Below are 15,188 nucleotides of genomic sequence, written 5' to 3'. Positions count from 1 at the left end.
CATGACCGGAGGCCATCGCCGCATCCTCATCGTCGAGGACGATCCGGAAACCGCGGGCCAGCTCGTCGAGGAATTGACGACCTCGGGCTACGAGGTCGATCTCGCCGCCAACGGTCGTGAGGCGCTCAGCCACGGCGCAGCCCGCGACTATGCCGTGATCACGATCGACCGCATGCTGCCCGACATCGACGGCATCACCGTGATGCGGCAATTGCGCGACGACGGCATCGCCTCGCCATTCCTCATCATCTCCGCGCTCGGCGAGGTCGATGATCGCGTGCGCGGCTTGCGCGCCGGTGGCGACGACTACCTGGTCAAGCCGTTCTCCTTCGTCGAGCTGCTCGCCCGCCTCGAGGCGCTCGGCCGCCGCAGCGAGACCATCGCCAAGGAAACCATTTTGCGCGTCGGCGATCTCGCCGTCGACCTGATCGCGCGCAACGCCAGCCGCCGCGGTCGCAAGATTCCGCTGCTGCCGCGCGAATTCCAGCTGCTCGAATATCTCGTCCGCAACGAGGGCCGCGTCGTCTCCCGGGCAATGCTGCTCCAGCATGTCTGGGACCTGCATTTCGATCCTTCCACCAACATCATCGACGTCTATGTCGGACGCGTTCGCCGCAAGGTCGACGATGCCCAGGCCTATCCCCTGATCCACACCATCCGCGGCATCGGATATTGCCTTCGTGCTCCTGGCTAACACGCTTCGCTCCTCGACCTTCCGCCTGGCGCTGATTGCGATCGCGATCTTCGGCCTGATCGTCGCGGCGGTCATGGCCTATGTCTATTTCGGCACGCTCGCCTATGTGCGGAGTCGGGTCGGCGATGCGGGCGACCTCAGCGGTTTCACTGCGATGCTCGAGCTTGCGATGATTGCGGTCGCCGTGCTGCTCGTGGTGCTATCGGGCGTCGCGGCCGTGCTGGTGACACGGCGCACGGTTGGGCGGATCGAGGAGATCAACGCCACCAGCCGCGCCATCATGCTGTCCGGGCTCGACCGGCGCATTCCCCTGCGCGGCAGCCACGATGAATGGGATCGCGTTGCCGAAAACCTCAACCAGATGCTCGACCGCATCGAGACGCTGATGGGCGAGGTCAAGCAGGTCAGCGACAATGTTGCCCATGACCTGCGCACGCCGCTGACGCGCATGCGAGGGCGGCTGGAAAAGGCCTATCACCACGACCGCAACAGCGAGGCCGATGCGGCGCTGATCGGCGATACCATCGCCGATCTCGATGCCGTGCTCGGCATGTTCGCATCGATCACGCGGATCTCGGAGATCGAGACCCGCGCCAGGCGAAGCGCGTTTCGCGCGCTCAACCTCGCCGAAATCGCCGGCGAGGTGGTCGAGCTCTACGACGCTGCCGCCGAACAGGTTGCAACGCGGCTGAGCCTCGGCGGCGAGCGCGACGTCGCCGTCACGGGCGATCGCGATCTGCTGTTCGATGCCATTGCCAATCTGGTCGACAACGCAATCAAGCACGGCCGTCCGGGCGGCAAGGTCACCGTGACCTGTCGTCACGAAGGTGGCGGTGCGACGATTGCCATCGCCGACGACGGCCCGGGGATTGCCGCCGATCAGCACGATCACGTCTTCAAGCGCTTCTACCGGCTCGAGCAGAGCCGCTACACGCCCGGCAACGGGCTGGGCCTGAGCCTGGTCGCAGCGGTGTCGCGTCTCCACGGCGCCGAGATCGCGCTGCAGGATAATGCGCCGGGCCTGACGGTCCGGCTCAGCTTTCCGGAGGCGCTATAGCTCGATCACGCCGCGGCGCGCGGCATGCGCGACCGCATCGGTGCGGCCGGTCGCATCCAGCTTGTCGAGCAGCGAGCCGACATGGAATTTCACGGTGTGCACGGAGATGTTGAGCTGGCGCGCGATCATCTTGTTGGAGGCGCCTTCCGCCATCAGCGCCAGCACGTCGAGTTCGCGCTGCGTCAGCGCGATGTCCTCGGGCATGACGCGGGGATCGCGGGCGACGACCGTCGCATTGGCGGTCTCGCCAGGCCCGGCAAGGCGAAGCCCCGCGACGCTGCCGAGCAATGTCGCGAGGCGGTCGGCCAGTGCGGGGTCGTCGATCTCGAGCGACAGCACGATATCAGGCGTGGTGTCCTCGCTCACGCCTCGGGCCTCTCGCCGATCGTGACCCTGAAGCTCGTCGGTTCGCCGCCGCGGCGGACCGCGACATCGACCACCCGGCCGACGCTGGCAGGTCCCAGTGTTCGCAACAGCGCCCGCACGCCGGAAAGCTTCTGGTCGTTGACGGCCACGATCACGTCGCCCTGGCGGATGCCGGCCGCGGCTGCCGGGCCGGCCTTGTCGACATTCATCACCATCGCGCCGATGCCGTCATCGAGCCGCAGCGGCTGCAGGCCCAGCCCGAGATAGCCGCGTGCGATGCGGCCGCGTGTCTCCAGCTGCGCCGCGACGCGCTCGATCGTCGCCGTCGGGATCACCAGCACGCGCCGCGGACCGAGCACGGCCATGCCGAAGGCTTCTCCCGATGCTTCAAGGGCAAGGCCGCCCTCTTGGCTCGAACGCAGCCGAACGTCGAGCTCGATCCGCGCATCGATCTCGCCGCCGCGCAAGGAGCGCCAGCCTTGGCCCGAGACCGACACCATCCCGAGTGCCGCACTCGGCGCATCCCGGGTGGTGGCGACCACGACCGAGAGCGCACCGAGGGCCGGCACCGTCCTAGTCAGCCTGACCGGGGCGATGCTGGTATCAGCGCGCAGCAGGGCAATATCCGTCGTATGATCGCGGCCGGCGACCGTAGCGGCAACGGTGCTGCCGTCAGGAAGGCCGATCCGGACCTCGCCCTCGTCCGCGAGTGCTTCGTCGGCGGTGATGATCAGGCCGGACTTCCAGACGAAGCCGGTTGAGCGGGCGCGATGCGAATGCACGGAAACGACGGAGGGCGCGGCGCGCGCCACCACATCCGCGAGGGCCGAGGAGAGGGAGGTCAGAGGAGTGGGGTCGGTCATGGAAGGCTCCTTAAGCTGGCCTCAATCTGGTACCTGGCGGACGCTCGCGAAACTGGCCGGGTGGCCAGTCAGCCCCAGGCCGCAGCCGACGAACATGTGATTGGGAGCCCCTCACGGGAACGTGTAGCAATCTCCCAATTGCGCCTGACGGCCTCAAACGATTTGCAGCGAGCCCTGACCCGATGACCATCGACCTGACCCGCCGTACCCTGCTTCAACTCGCCGGTGCCAGCTCGCTCGCGATGGCCGCGGCCGGTGCGGCGCGCGCCGAAGGCAATCCGCAAGGCGGTGGGCCGACCTATGCCAGCCGCACGCCGATGCGGGTCGGCATGGTGACGCTGCGGGTGAAGAACCTCGACAAGGTGGCGGATTATTACCGCGATGTCATCGGCCTCACCGTGATGGAGCGTTCGGCGACCGCCGCCAGGCTTGGCACGGCCGGTATCACCCTGCTGGTGCTGGAAGCCCGTCCCGAGGCCGCGATCGAGCCGCGCAACGCCGCCGGCCTCTATCACACAGCGTTCCTCATGCCGTCGCGAAAAGACCTCGCGCGCTGGCTGGTCCACGCCGCCTCGCACCGCGTGCCGCTGTCGGGCTTTGCCGATCACCTCGTCAGCGAGTCCGTCTATCTCGACGATCCCGAAGGCAACGGCATCGAGGTCTATGCCGATCGTGATCCCTCGCAATGGCAGTGGAGCGAGGGCAGCGTGAAGATGGCGACCGACGAGCTCAACATTCCGGATCTGCTGTCGCTGACCAATACGCGCGTTCCCGATTATGCCAGGGCGCCGGACGGACTGCGCGTCGGCCACATGCATTTGCGCGTCGGCGATCTCGCCCAGGCGCAGAATTTTTATCACGGCGCTGTCGGCCTCGACCCGACCCGCAGCCGCAACGGCGCGGCGTTCCTGTCGTCGGGGCGCTACCACCACCATCTCGGCATGAACGTCTGGCAAAGCCAGGGCGCCGGCCAGCGCGACGATACCACGACGGGCCTCGCCTGGTTTTCGCTGGTGACGGAAAAGCAGGACATCCTCGCCGCGCAGGAAGAACGCCTGCGCAAAGGCGGCGCGAACGTCACGGCCCTGGCGGACGGTGTCGAGGCGGTCGATCCCTGGGGCACGCGGGTGCGGTTGCTCAAGGTGTAAGCGAACGCGGCAGCTTTCAGCCCGCCGCGCGTTCGGGGCCGATGTCCTCATCCGCCCACGCGCAGCGGCTGCCTCCGGCACGTTTCGCGGCGTAGAGGGCGCGGTCGACCCGCTCGAGAAGCTGCGCCGTCGCGCCGGCGGTCGCAGCGCCAGCACTGATGAGAATTCCAGCGCTCGCGCCGATGCAGACCGGAATATCGGTCAGCAAGAATGGGATCGATAGGTCGAGAATGGCTCGGCGCGCCAGCGCGAGCGCTTCCTCGCGGCCGTCTTTGCCGGCGGCGACCGGCTTGAGCATCATGAACTCGTCGCCGCCGAAGCGTGCCGCGATCCCGACATCGCCAATGCAGAATGACAGCCGCGCCGCCACCTGGCGCAGCAGATCGTCGCCGGCGTGATGGCCGTGACGGTCGTTGACCGCCTTGAAGCCGTCGAGATCGATGGCGATGACGGCGAAGTCGCCGCGCGTCTCCGCCAGCGCCTGGAGAAATCCGGCCCGGTTCGGCAGTCCGGTGAGGAAATCGTGGGTGGCTTGCCGCGCCAGCCGATACTTGGCTTCGAGGCGTTCGACAAAGGCGGCGCTGAGGTGCTTGGAAGCCTCGCGCAGGGTCAGCCAGAAGAACACCAGCATCACCGCGCCAAGCTTGTAGGCCAGTTCGGGCCGGAGCAGCCCGGCCGCGATGGTTGGCGCGAGCAGGATCGCGGCAGTCGTCAGGATGATCCAGGGACGGATCGCCGCGCGCGAGACCATGCCGACGCAGAACGACATCGCGAGTCCGAATGCGATCCAGGCGCCGGGAGCATCGTCGATATGGAGCGCCCGGTACGACAGCATGCCGAGCGCAAGGCCGAAGGCCGATGCGCCGGCGCCATAGAGCCGTTCCCAACGGATCACGTCGGCATCGGAGAAGTGGGCGGCACGCGACTTGTAGAGGAACAGGGAATAGATGCGGGCCGCGGCCGTGATGAAGATGAAGGCCGAGATCACGGCGTAGCCGATATCGCCGTTCATGATGGCCAGCGTCACAGCGCCCGTCACTGACGTGCCGCCGATCGCGGACACCTGCGGCAGCGAGGTGTACAGCAGGTCGACGAGCTCGCGCCGGATGCGCGGGTCGGGATGCAGAAACCTGGACAACAGAGTGTGCGGCATGGCCGGCACCATCGCCGCCACTTCCTAACAAGGGGTAGGTGCAGGGGGCGGCACGATGGCCGGCGCGCAACGTCCTTAAGAACTGGTCAATGCCGAAGCAGCGGTCGCGCCGCCGTGCCGATGACATTGTCCCACCGGTAGGAATAGCCGATACCGACGATGTAGTCCGGCGAATTCCTGTTCAGACCGAAGGCGAGATGGAAGTCGATCTGCTCGGTCCGGTTCAACAGATAGCCGCCGCCGACATTGAGCAGCGCCGTGCCAGCACCGCGCGACGGCGTGTCGCTGACATATTCGGCGAACAGCGCCAGCTTGTCGCTGACCTTCCGTTCGATCACGAAGGTCGCCTCGCTGGTCTGGTGATTGGCGAGGTCCGATGGCCGGAAGAAGCTCGTGAACATGCCGCTGATGCCCCAGCCGCCGCCGAGCTCGTAGGACCAGGGGACTTGCAGATAGGGCTGCAAGCCTGCGCCTGAGATCGCGGGCGTGCCGGTCGGCAGGCCGACGCCTGCCACCACCGAGAGGTTGGCCGGCTCGGGCAGCCCGCTGACCTGCCACTTCACGCCGGGGGTGACATTGGTGAAACCGGTGTCGATCGTGCCGGCCAGACGCCCGACATAGCTTGGCACGTCCACCAGCACTTCGAAGCAGGGAGCGATACCGAAACGGAGACGGCTGTTGCTGCCGTCAAAGCTCTTGGCCGTGCTCTCGCCCGATGTGTTGAGCCCATTTTCGATCTGGATGCTGCCCGCGGGCACCACCAGGCTGGAATTGGTGACGTCAGGGCGGTCGGTCGCGATCTCCGATTGCGGCGAGGGGCATTCACCGGCAGCGGCCATGCCGGGACACATTGCGACGGCGAGGAGGCCGACGCAACGCAACGACACCCGCCACTGCAGGACAATACCCAAAACCACAGATACGCTCTTCGAAGACCGGTCGCTTGCTGGCAATACGACCCCATGGTAGCACGCGGTGGACCGCCCGACTGCTCGACCGGACTCAGCTTCCCCGGAATTTATTCCCGCCATGACCGATTTTCGCGGCGTCTTCCCCTATCTGGTCTCGCCCCTTGGTGCTGACGGAGCAGTGCGGACCGAGGTCCTTGCAAGGCTCTGCGACGATCTGATCGGCGCCGGTGTGCATGGGTTGACGCCGCTCGGCTCGACCGGCGAGTTCGCCTATCTCAATGCCGCCCAGCGCATGGCGGTCGTGCAGACCACGATCGAGGCTGCGAAAGGCCGCGTGCCCGTGGTGGCGGGCGTTGCCTCGACCTCGACGGCCGACGCGGTGGCGCAGGCGCGGGCTTATCAAAAGGCCGGTGCCGACGGCATCCTGGCGATCCTCGAAGCCTACTTCCCGCTCACTGACGCCCAGGTCGAGTCTTATTTCCGCAGCATTGCGGACGCTGTCGACATTCCGGTCGTCATCTACACCAATCCGCAATTCCAGCGCTCCGACCTGACCCTCGATGTCATCGCGCGCCTCGCCGAGCATCCGCGTATCGGCTACATCAAGGACGCCTCGACCAACACCGGGCGGCTGCTCTCGATCATGAACCGCTGCGGCGATGCCCTGCGCGTGTTCTCGGCCTCCGCCCACATTCCGGCCGCAGTGATGCTGATCGGCGGCCTCGGCTGGATGGCGGGCCCCGCCTGCATCATTCCGCGCCAGAGCGTTGCGCTTTACGACCTCTGCCAGGCCGGCCGCTGGGATGACGCCATGGCGCTGCAGCGCCGGCTGTGGCGTATCAACGAGGCTTTTGCCCGCTTCAACCTCGCCGCCTGCATCAAGGCCGGCCTTTCGATCCAGGGCTATGACGTCGGCGATCCCGTCCCGCCGCAGGCGCCGCTCACGCCGGATGCACGCAAGGCAGTGGAAGCGGCGTTGAACGCGCTGGCCTGAGCCCCTCCCGGTATGCCGAATTCGCGGCGTTTCCGCCCAAAACCGCGGCTGGTCTCGCATGCCTCGATCCGCTAAAAGGCGGCCGCACTTTGAGACTTAGAGGACCCAGCGGAATGAACATTCTTCCCGGCAATTTGCGTTTCGGAGCGGGCCAGCCCGTCAAGCGTTTGGAAGACCAGCGGCTGCTCACCGGGAAGGGGCAATTCATCGACGACAAACCGGCGGATGGCGCGCTGTGGTTGTACGTGCTGCGTTCGCCGCATGCACATGCAAAGATCGTCTCGATCGATACCAGCGCTGCCGCAACGATGCCTGGCGTCACGGCGATCTATACCGGCGCCGATCTGATCAAGGACGACGTCGGCACCATTCCGACACTCAGCATCTTCAAGCGCCCGGACGGCAAGCCGATGACGGTGCCGCCGCGCCGGCTGCTCGCGCATGAGGTCGTGCGCTACACCGGCGAGGCTGTTGCGGCGGTGGTCGCGTCCTCGCGCGCGGAGGCGCAGAGCGCAGCTGAAGCGATCCTGGTCGAGTATGATGTGCAGCCGGCGGTGGTCGACCCGGTCGAGGCCGTGAAGCCCGGCGCGCCCGTGGTTTGGCCGGACGCGCCTGACAACATCGTCGGTGCGATGAGCTACGGCGATGCCGCCAAGGTCGATGAGGCCTTCGCCAAGGCCGCACACACCGTCGAGCTCGATCTGGTCAGCCAGCGTCTGGTGCCCTCCGCGATGGAGCCGCGCTCGACCATTGCCGAGATCGACAAGGCGACCGGCCGTCTCCTGCTGCATGTGCAGTCGCAGACCCCGGCCTCGACCCGCGACGTGCTGGCGGAAGCCGTCCTGAAGCGTCCGAAGGACAGCGTGCGTGTGCTGGTCGGCGACATCGGCGGCGGATTTGGTCAGAAGACCAACCTCTATCCGGAAGACGGCATCGTCGCCTATGTCGCGACCAAGCTGAACAAGAAGATCCGCTGGCGCGGCGATCGCACCGAGGAGTTCGTCGGCGGCACCCATGGCCGTGATCTGACGTCGACCGCGTCCTTCGCGCTCGACGAGAAAGGCAAGGTGCTGGCCTATCGCGTCAAGTCGATCGGTTGCACCGGCGCGTATTCTTCGGGCGCTGCAAACATCATCCCGCTGGTGCTCGGACCGTTCGTGCAGACCGGCGTCTACGATCTGCCGCTGGTGCATTTCGAGGTGCAGTCGGTGATGACCCACACCGCGCCGGTCGGTGCCTATCGCGGCGCGGGCCGCCCCGAGGCGGTCTTCATCGTCGAGCGCCTGTTCGACGCCGCTGCGCGCAAGATCGGCATGGATCCGCGCGCAATCCGGAAGGCAAACTACATCAAGCCGGGTCAACTGCCCTACACCAATGCCGTCGGGCAAGTCTACGATTCCGGCGCCTTCGCGCACATGCTCGATCGCGCCGTGAAGCTTGCCGACTGGGACGGTTTTGCCGCGCGCAAGAAGGCCGCGAAGAAGAAGGGACTGCTCTACGGCCGCGGCCTCACCTCCTACATCGAATGGACCGGCGGCCGCGCCCACACCGAGAAAGTCAGCCTGCACGCGACCTCTCAAGGGCGCGTCGTGCTGCATTCCGGCACCATGGCGATGGGGCAGGGGTTGCAGACCACCTACACCCAGATGATCTCCGACACGCTCGGGATTCCCATGGACAAGATCGACGTCGTGCAGGGCGACACGGATCTTGCCATGGGCTTTGGCAGCGTCGGCTCGCGCTCGCTGTTCGTCGGCGGCACGGCGGTGGCGGTCTCCTCCAACGACCTAATCCAGAAGGCGCGCGAGAAGGCGGCCAATGTGCTGGAGACGTCGGTCGAGGACATCGAGTATCAGGGCGGCATGCTGACGGTGGTCGGCACCGACCGCCGCATCAGCCTGTTCGATCTCGCCGAGAAGGAGAGCGGCGCCAAGCTCAGCGTCGATTCCGAGGGTGAAGTCGACGGGCCGAGCTGGCCGAACGGCACCCATATCTGCGAAGTCGAGATCGACCCGGAGACCGGCGTCTCCAAGGTCGTGCGCTACACCACTGTCGACGATGTCGGCGTCGCCGTGAATCCGATGCTGGTCACCGGCCAGATCCATGGTGGCGTCGCGCAAGGCATCGGCCAGGCGCTTTATGAAGGCGTTGCCTACGACGCCGACGGCCAGCTCCTCACCGCGAGCTACCAGGATTACTGCATCCCGCGCGCCGACGACGTGCCGCCGATCCTGGTGACGCTGGACGATTCCGCGCCCTGCCGCACCAATCCGCTCGGCGCCAAGGGCTGCGGCGAATCCGGCGCCATCGGTGGCCCGCCCTGCGTCACCAACGGCGTGATGGACGCGCTCGCCGAGCTCGGCATCACCCAGCTCACCACGCCGCTGACGCCGCAGAAGATCTGGAAGGCGATCAGGGACGCGAGGGCGGCGGGCTGAGAGGCGCGTCCGTCACCACGGCGTCATTGCGAGCGCAGCGAAGCAATCCAGGAATTCCTCCGCGGCCGGACTCTGGATTGCTTCGTCGCAAGGGCTCCTCGCAATGACGAAGGAGAGCCTCGTAGGCTTCAAATCCCCAGCATCATCTTCGCAATGATATCGCGCTGGATCTCCGAGGTGCCGCCGAAGATGGTGTAGGCGCGGCCGTTGAGATATTCCGGTACCACCGTCAGCATGTCCTCGGGCAGCGCCGGCTCGTGGTTGAGCTTGTAGAGGGGGCGCATCGGCTCGACGGCAAGCGCATCGTGGCCGATCACGTCGACGCCGAGGCGCGTCACGGCCTGCCGGATCTCGCTGTTACGCAGCTTCAGGATCGAGGACACCGCGCCGGGATTCTGCCCGGTCTGCAGCGCCGAGAGCACGCGCAGCTCGGTCATTTCAAGCGCGTCGATGTCGATCTCGACCTCCGAGATGCGCGTCGCGATGTCGGAGCTGTCGATCGCGCGACCCGTGAGATCGGACTCCGCAAGCTCGGTGATCGCGCGCAGCCCCTCGCGCAGCTTGGCGGATGCAATGCCGGAACCACGCTCGAACTCGAGCAGATATTTGCCGTAAGTCCAGCCCTTGCCTTCCTCGCCGACGCGGTTGGCGACGGGCACGCGCACGTCGTCGAAGAACACCTGGTTGACCTCGTGGTCGCCGCCGATGGTGAGGATCGGGCGCGTCGTGATGCCCGGCGTCTTCATGTCGATCAGGATAAAGCTGATGCCGTCCTGCTGCCGCGGGCCATCGCCGGTGCGCACCAGCGCGAACATGCGATTGGCATGGTGCGCATGCGTGGTCCAGATCTTGGTGCCGTTGATGATGTAATCGTCACCGTCGCGTACGGCGCGCGTCTTCAACGAGGACAGGTCGGAGCCCGACCCCGGCTCGGAATAGCCCTGGCACCAATAGTCCTCGCCGGAGAGAATGCGGGGCAGGTAAAAGTTCTTCTGCTCTGGCGAGCCGAAACCGATGATGACGGGCCCGACCATCTTCACGCCCATCACGTTGACATTGGGTACGCCGGCGCGCGCACATTCGCTCTCAAAAATCCAGCGCTGCGCCGGTGTCCAGTCGGGACCGCCATGTTCGACCGGCCAGCCCGGCGCGCCCCAGCCGCGGCTGTGCAGCGCGCGCTGCCAGGCCATGCCGATCGGGGGGTCGGAGAACACCGACGGCGTCAGCGCGGTGGCGCGCTTCATCTCCTCAGTGAGATTGTCGGCAATGAAGCTGCGCACCTCGCTCTGGAAGGCCCGCTCTTCGGCATTGAACGACAGGTCCATGAAGCGCTCCTCTCAGGCTGAAGCAGTGGCGCGGCCAAGTTGGGCGTGGCGGGCATAGTGATGCGCGCTGCCGCCGAACAGCGTGTCGAAAGCGACGATGCGCTTGAAGTAAGCGCCGACCTCGAGCTCCTCGGTCACGCCCATGCCGCCGTGAAGCTGGATCGACTGCTCGCCGACGAAGCGCGCGCATTTGCCGATCTTCGCCTTGGCAGCGGATGCGGCCCGTGCGCGCTCGACCGGCGCGCTATCGGCCTTCAGCGCCGCGCGGAGCGCCATCGAGCGCGCCTCGTCGACCTGGATCGCCATGTCGGCCAGGCGATGGCGGATCACTTGGTTGGCGGACAACGATCGGCCAAACTGTTTTCTGATCTTGGTATACTCTAGCGTCGTGTCGAGCAGCGTCTGCATGATGCCGACAGCTTCCGCCCCCAACGCGGCCATGGCGCGATCGACGGCCCATTCGATCGCCGGCAGCGCGTCCTGGCCGTCGCCGAGCAGGGCATCGTCCGGCAGATGAACGTCGGATAGCTGGATGTTGCAGCCGCGGCCGCCGCCGAGGCGTTGATAGTCGGTGATCGAAAGGCCCGGCGCGGTCGCTGGCACAGGGAACAGGCCAATCCGCCCCGAGGGCCCCCGATGATCATGAAGATGTGCGGAGACGATGATCTCGTCGGCGGCATGGCCGTCGAGCACGGCCATCTTGCTGCCGGCGAGGCGCCAGCCTTGCGCCGTCTTGGTCGCTGATGTCGCGACCCTGCCGAGGTCGAACCGCGCCGCGCGCTCGGAATGCGCGAAGGCAAGCTTCAATGATCCATCCGCAATCTTGGGCAGGCTCGCCTGCCTCTGCGCCGTGCTGCCGCATTTGTCGATCAGCGCGGCGCCCAACACGACTGTCGCGAGATAGGGCTCCGACACCAGCCCTCGGCCGAACGCTTCCATCAGAATGCCAATTTCGACCGGGCCACCACCGAGCCCGTCAAACTGCTCCGGGATCGGGAGCGCCAGCCAGCCGAGTTCGGCGAACTGCTTCCACACCACTGGGCTGAAGCCAAGCGGATCGTTGGCCATCCTGCGGCGGTGGTCGGCATCGTAGCTTTCGGCCACGAAACGCTCCGCGCTCTCGCGCAGCAGCCGTTGCTCGTCACTGAGATTGAGATCCATGGCGATTACTCCGCGGGCGCCGGCTTGCGCACGGAGGGATGCAGTCCGGACGGATCGACCACCATGCCGAACTCCTGAAGATTGTGGGCGTGACAGAGCTGATGCAGCGCGAAGGCCTGATCGATCGCGGCGGGCTGGCCCATCACATCGACGGAGCGATTCACCGCCTCCTTGGTCAGCTTCAGCGCGAAGGACGGCTTCGATGCGATCCGGCGCGCCAGCTCCAGCACGCGCGACGACAGCTCCGCGCGTGGCACGACTTGGTTCACCATGCCGAGTTGGTGCGCCACCTCGGCGCTCCAGCTGTCTGCCGTGAACAGAAATTCCTTGGCTTTGCGTGGGCCGAGCTCCCAGGGATGCACGAACCACTCGACGCCGCAGACGCCCATCGTCACGACCGGGTCACAAAACTGCGCATCGTCGCTAGCGACGATGAGGTCGCAGGCCCAGGCCAGCATCAAGCCGCCTGCGATGCACTTGCCGTGCACCTCTGCGATCGTCGGTTTGGCGAGGTTGCGCCAGCGCCGGGTGATCTGGAGATATATTTCCTGCTCGCGCGCGAAGCGGCCATGGGCGTTCGGCTCGGCGAAGCCGCCCCAATTTCCTATCGGTGGAAAATCGACTCCGGCCGCATTCTTCGCCCCGGGGCGCAGATCGTGGCCGGTGGAAAAGTGCGGCCCGTTGCCGGCGAGGACGATCACCTTGACCGCGTCGTCCTGCGCCGCCGCATCGAAGGCAGCGTTGAGCTCGTAGGTCATCTGCAGGTTCTGCGCATTGCGCGCGTCGGGTCGGTTCATCACGACCCGGACGATCGCCGGCTCCGGCCGCTCCACGAGGATGGTCTCGAACGAGGACATGGCGCGCTCCCGTGTTATTTTCGTCTTGTTTGCCAGACGTCATATTTGACGAGAGTTGACTATGTCGCGTGGTGATAGGCAAGGGGCTTGCGTCAGCCGGCTGCTTTTCGCGCCGCCGGCGCGGCGACATCTGGCGTCGTATGCGCGCAATCTGGTAGCTTGCAGGCCGATTCCACCGGGAGAAATTTGATGCGCAAGATCCTGACCGTGCTGGCGGCGCTGGCCGCGCTCAGCCTCACCAATTGCGGCTACAACGCGATCCAGAGCGAGGACGAGCAGATCAAGGCCAACTGGTCCGAGGTGGTGAACCAGTATCAGCGCCGCGCCGACCTCGTCCCCAACCTGGTCAACTCGGTGAAGGGCTTTGCGCAGCAGGAGAAGGACGTGCTGCTCGGCGTCACCAACGCCCGCGCCAAGGTCGGCAGTATCCAGGCGACGCCGGAGGTGCTGAACGACCCCGCCGCCTTCCAGAAGTTCCAGGCCGCGCAGGGCGAGCTCTCCAGCGCGTTGTCGCGGCTGCTCGTCGTCACGGAAAACTATCCGCAACTGAAGTCGGACGCCCTGTTCAAGGATTTGATGTCGCAACTGGAAGGAACCGAGAACCGCATCACGGTCGCGCGCAACCGCTATATCAAGTCAGTGCAGGACTATAACGTCACCATTCGTTCGTTCCCGAGCAACCTCACCGCGATGATGTTCGGTTACAAGGAGAAGCCGAACTTCTCGGTCGAGAACGAGAAGGAAATCTCGACCGCACCGAAGGTCGATTTCAATCCGGCGCCGGCGCCGTCGAAGTAAGCGCGCTTGGCTCCGATGCGCGCCATCAAGGCCATCCTGCTTGCATTGCTGTTTGGCTGGGCGTTCTCCGCCTTCGCCGACGTGGCCGTCCCCCAGCTCACCGGCCGCGTGGTCGACCGGACCGGCACGCTGTCGAGCAGCGACGTGGCCGCGCTGTCGCAGAAGCTCAGCGACTTCGAGACGCGCAAGGGCAGCCAGATCGCGGTGCTGATCGTGCCGACGACGGAACCGGAGACGATCGAGCAGTTCTCGATCCGCGTCGCCGAGGCCTGGAAGATCGGCCGCAAGAAGGTCGACGACGGCGCGATCCTGGTGGTCGCCAAGAATGATCGCCACTTGCGCATCGAGGTCGGCTACGGCCTCGAAGGCGCGCTCACCGACGTGACGTCGCGGCGGATCATCGACGAGGTCATCACGCCGAAATTCCGTGAGGGCGATTTCGCCGGCGGCATTTCGGCCGGCGTCGACCGGATGATGCGCGTCGTCGATGGCGAGCCGTTGCCGGTTCCTTCACGCAGCGTGAACTTCGCCAATCTGGACGACATCGGGCCGGCGGTGCCGTTCGTCCTGTTTGCTTCGCTCGTCGTCGGCGGATTTTTGCGCACGCTGCTGGGACGATTGCTCGGCTCGGTCGCGACCGGAAGCGTGATCGGCCTGCTGGCGCTGCTCATTCTCGGATCCGGCGCACTGGCCTTGCTCGCGGGGATCATCGCCTTTGTGCTGTCCTTCATCGCCGATCTGTTTCCGGCATCGACGGGCTCCTCGCGCGGGGGCTCCTGGTCCGGCGGCTCATCGTCCGGTGGCTGGAGCAGCGGGTCATCGTCCAGCGATAGCGGCAGCTTCAGCGGCGGTGGCGGCAGCTTTGGTGGCGGCGGCGCCTCGGGGAGCTGGTAGTCATGGGCATCGGGCGTATCACCAGGCATCTCATCCAGCATCATTGGCGCGCGAGGCAAGTGTTTCCGCAGCAGGTGCTCGATCGCATCGAGCAGGCGATCAGGCAAGGCGAAGCGACGCATTCCGGCCAGGTCCGCTTCGTCGTCGAAGGCGCGCTCGACGGCCGGCCGCTGTTTCGCAATCAGCACGCCCGCGCGCGTGCGCTCGACGTGTTCTCGCACCTGCGGATCTGGGACACCGCGCACAACAACGGCGTGCTGATCTATCTGTTGCTCGCCGACCGCGACGTCGAGATCATCGCCGACCGCGGCATCGATGCAAAGGTCGGGGCTGCGGGTTGGGAGAAAATCTGTCGCGCGATGGAGGCGGAGTTCAGGGCAGGCCAGTTCGAACGCGGCGTGATCGACGGCATCGCGGCGGTGTCGCGGGAGCTGGCGAAGCATTTTCCGCCGGGCGTGGCACACCCGAACGAACTGCCGGATGCGCCCGTGGTGATGTAGCCGGGCCTGACCTGGACTCCGCGCGGCGT

15 protein-coding genes are annotated in these 15,188 nt (G+C 66.0%); 8 read left to right on the top strand and 7 right to left on the bottom strand.

Annotated elements, in window-relative coordinates:
• Window position 1 precedes the first annotated feature (1 nt).
• Window positions 2-694, top strand: a complete 693-nt coding sequence (locus G8O24_RS07860; protein ID WP_188098094.1) for a response regulator transcription factor — start codon at window positions 2-4, stop codon at window positions 692-694.
• Window positions 681-1,751: a sensor histidine kinase gene (locus G8O24_RS07855; RefSeq protein ID WP_188098092.1), complete on the top strand. Its 1,071-nt coding sequence runs from the start codon at window positions 681-683 to the stop codon at window positions 1,749-1,751. Before G8O24_RS07860 ends, G8O24_RS07855 begins: the two co-directional genes overlap by 14 nt.
• On the opposite strand, the gene G8O24_RS07850 is transcribed toward G8O24_RS07855, so the two are convergent.
• The gene (locus G8O24_RS07850) at window positions 1,746-2,117 is read right to left on the bottom strand and encodes a response regulator transcription factor (RefSeq protein WP_188098090.1); all 372 of its coding nucleotides are present in this window, start codon (window positions 2,115-2,117) and stop codon (window positions 1,746-1,748) included. The genes G8O24_RS07855 and G8O24_RS07850 overlap by 6 nt on opposite strands.
• Complete coding sequence (locus G8O24_RS07845; RefSeq protein WP_188098087.1) at window positions 2,114-2,980, bottom strand: S1C family serine protease; 867 nt, start codon at window positions 2,978-2,980, stop codon at window positions 2,114-2,116. The genes G8O24_RS07850 and G8O24_RS07845 overlap by 4 nt, the downstream gene beginning before the upstream one ends.
• A gap of 182 nt (window positions 2,981-3,162) precedes the next feature.
• On the opposite strand from G8O24_RS07845, the gene G8O24_RS07840 reads away from it, so the two are divergent.
• Window positions 3,163-4,128, top strand: coding sequence for a VOC family protein (locus G8O24_RS07840; RefSeq protein ID WP_188098086.1), 966 nt, complete (start codon window positions 3,163-3,165; stop codon window positions 4,126-4,128).
• A 16-nt stretch (window positions 4,129-4,144) separates the two neighbouring features.
• Here the strand turns inward: G8O24_RS07840 and G8O24_RS07835 are convergent, their stop codons facing one another.
• Both G8O24_RS07835 and G8O24_RS07830 read right to left on the bottom strand, forming a co-directional pair.
• Window positions 4,145-5,281, bottom strand: coding sequence for a GGDEF domain-containing protein (locus G8O24_RS07835; RefSeq protein WP_188098084.1), 1,137 nt, complete (start codon window positions 5,279-5,281; stop codon window positions 4,145-4,147).
• 86 nt (window positions 5,282-5,367) lie between these two features.
• A complete protein-coding gene (locus tag G8O24_RS07830) occupies window positions 5,368-6,120 on the bottom strand; it encodes a transporter (protein ID WP_188098082.1) in 753 nt (250 codons plus the stop codon).
• A gap of 190 nt (window positions 6,121-6,310) precedes the next feature.
• Here G8O24_RS07830 and G8O24_RS07825 point away from each other — a divergent pair, with 190 nt between their 5' ends.
• Window positions 6,311-7,186 carry a dihydrodipicolinate synthase family protein gene (locus tag G8O24_RS07825; RefSeq protein ID WP_188098080.1) on the top strand — a complete coding sequence of 292 codons (876 nt, stop codon included), beginning with the start codon at window positions 6,311-6,313 and terminating at the stop codon, window positions 7,184-7,186.
• 113 nt (window positions 7,187-7,299) lie between these two features.
• Window positions 7,300-9,624: a xanthine dehydrogenase family protein molybdopterin-binding subunit gene (locus G8O24_RS07820; protein WP_188098079.1), complete on the top strand. Its 2,325-nt coding sequence runs from the start codon at window positions 7,300-7,302 to the stop codon at window positions 9,622-9,624.
• Between the two features lie 128 nt (window positions 9,625-9,752).
• Here G8O24_RS07820 and G8O24_RS07815 read toward each other — a convergent pair whose 3' ends face one another.
• The 3 genes from G8O24_RS07815 to G8O24_RS07805 are packed head-to-tail and all read right to left on the bottom strand — an operon-like array spanning window position 9,753 to window position 12,967.
• Window positions 9,753-10,949: an acyl-CoA dehydrogenase family protein gene (locus tag G8O24_RS07815; protein WP_188098077.1), complete on the bottom strand. Its 1,197-nt coding sequence runs from the start codon at window positions 10,947-10,949 to the stop codon at window positions 9,753-9,755.
• 12 nt (window positions 10,950-10,961) lie between these two features.
• Complete coding sequence (locus tag G8O24_RS07810; protein WP_188098075.1) at window positions 10,962-12,110, bottom strand: acyl-CoA dehydrogenase family protein; 1,149 nt, start codon at window positions 12,108-12,110, stop codon at window positions 10,962-10,964.
• Between the two features lie 5 nt (window positions 12,111-12,115).
• On the bottom strand, window positions 12,116-12,967 hold the full coding sequence (locus tag G8O24_RS07805) for an enoyl-CoA hydratase (protein ID WP_188098073.1): 852 nt from the start codon (window positions 12,965-12,967) through the stop codon (window positions 12,116-12,118).
• 189 nt (window positions 12,968-13,156) lie between these two features.
• On the opposite strand from G8O24_RS07805, the gene G8O24_RS07800 reads away from it, so the two are divergent.
• The 3 genes from G8O24_RS07800 to G8O24_RS07790 are packed head-to-tail and all read left to right on the top strand — an operon-like array spanning window position 13,157 to window position 15,159.
• The gene (locus G8O24_RS07800) at window positions 13,157-13,765 is read left to right on the top strand and encodes a LemA family protein (RefSeq protein ID WP_188098071.1); all 609 of its coding nucleotides are present in this window, start codon (window positions 13,157-13,159) and stop codon (window positions 13,763-13,765) included.
• A gap of 15 nt (window positions 13,766-13,780) precedes the next feature.
• On the top strand, window positions 13,781-14,659 hold the full coding sequence (locus G8O24_RS07795; protein WP_188098069.1) for a TPM domain-containing protein: 879 nt from the start codon (window positions 13,781-13,783) through the stop codon (window positions 14,657-14,659).
• Window positions 14,660-14,661: 2 nt separating this feature from the next.
• Window positions 14,662-15,159 (top strand): TPM domain-containing protein, encoded by a 498-nt coding sequence (locus G8O24_RS07790; protein ID WP_188098068.1) that lies wholly within the window; start codon window positions 14,662-14,664, stop codon window positions 15,157-15,159.
• Window positions 15,160-15,188 lie beyond the last annotated feature (29 nt).

The sequence above is a fragment of the Bradyrhizobium campsiandrae genome, from assembly GCF_014529705.1.
Classification (GTDB): Bacteria; Pseudomonadota; Alphaproteobacteria; order Rhizobiales; family Xanthobacteraceae; genus Bradyrhizobium; species Bradyrhizobium campsiandrae.
The sequence above is the reverse complement of the archived record's forward strand: the minus strand, read 5'-3'. Positions and strand labels throughout refer to the sequence as shown.